The following is an 845-nucleotide window of genomic DNA, read 5'->3' as shown; positions in this document are numbered from 1 at the left end:
GGAAGGAGAATCACGCCTTACATCGCGCAGACTGAACGGACGATCACCGATGCGGGCTTGCAGAACAGTTCAGCGAGGCTGCTTCCTGAACGGTCAGTCATCCTTTCTACACGCGCTCCAATAGGCCACTTGGCCATCAACACTGCGCCGATGGCGACCAACCAAGGCTGCAAGGGGTTGGTTCCGCGCGATGGGCTTGATAGCAAGTACCTGTACTACTACTTGGCAAGCATTGTTCCGCTTCTCAATGAGCTTGGAACAGGCGCGACCTTCAGGGAACTATCGGGTGGGAAACTCAAAGAGGTTCCGGTTCCGGTAGCGCCGCTTCCCGAACAACAGCGAATCGCCGCTATCCTCGACGAAGCTTTCGACGGCATCGCCACGGCTAAAGCCAACGCCGAAAAGAACCTCCAGAACGCCCGCGCTTTGTTTGAAAGCCACCTGCAATCCGTTTTCACGAAGCGGGGCGAGGGGTGGGTGGAGACACCGCTGTCCGAACTGTGCGACATCAAGCATGGTTACGCCTTCGAGGGAGAATTCTTCAGCAGCGAGGGCGATTACGTACTACTTACGCCGGGAAACTTCTACGAGAAAGGCGGCTACCGCGACCGGGGTGAAAAGCAGAAATACTACATAGGCGAGATTCCACGCGACTACGTACTCAATGAGGGTGACTTACTCGTAGCCATGACGGAACAAGCTGCGGGTTTGCTAGGCAGTCCCATTCTCGTACCAGAGTCCGACAAATTCCTGCACAACCAGCGGCTCGGCCTCGTCACCAAGAAATCTGGGGCTGCATGGACGAATGAGTTCTTCTTCCACGTTTTCAACACACAGACCGTTCG

1 protein-coding gene is annotated in these 845 nt (G+C 55.7%); it reads left to right on the top strand.

Going from position 1 to position 845, the window contains the following annotated elements; genetic code table 11:
* Positions 1–845 (top strand): restriction endonuclease subunit S (locus JNK74_28350; protein ID MBL7650099.1); only part of this gene is annotated, 845 nt, incomplete at both ends.

The sequence above is a fragment of the Candidatus Hydrogenedentota bacterium genome, from assembly GCA_016791475.1.
Classification (GTDB): Bacteria; Hydrogenedentota; Hydrogenedentia; order Hydrogenedentales; family JAEUWI01; genus JAEUWI01.
Note: the sequence above shows the minus strand (reverse complement) of the source record. Positions and strands in the feature narration are given on the sequence as shown.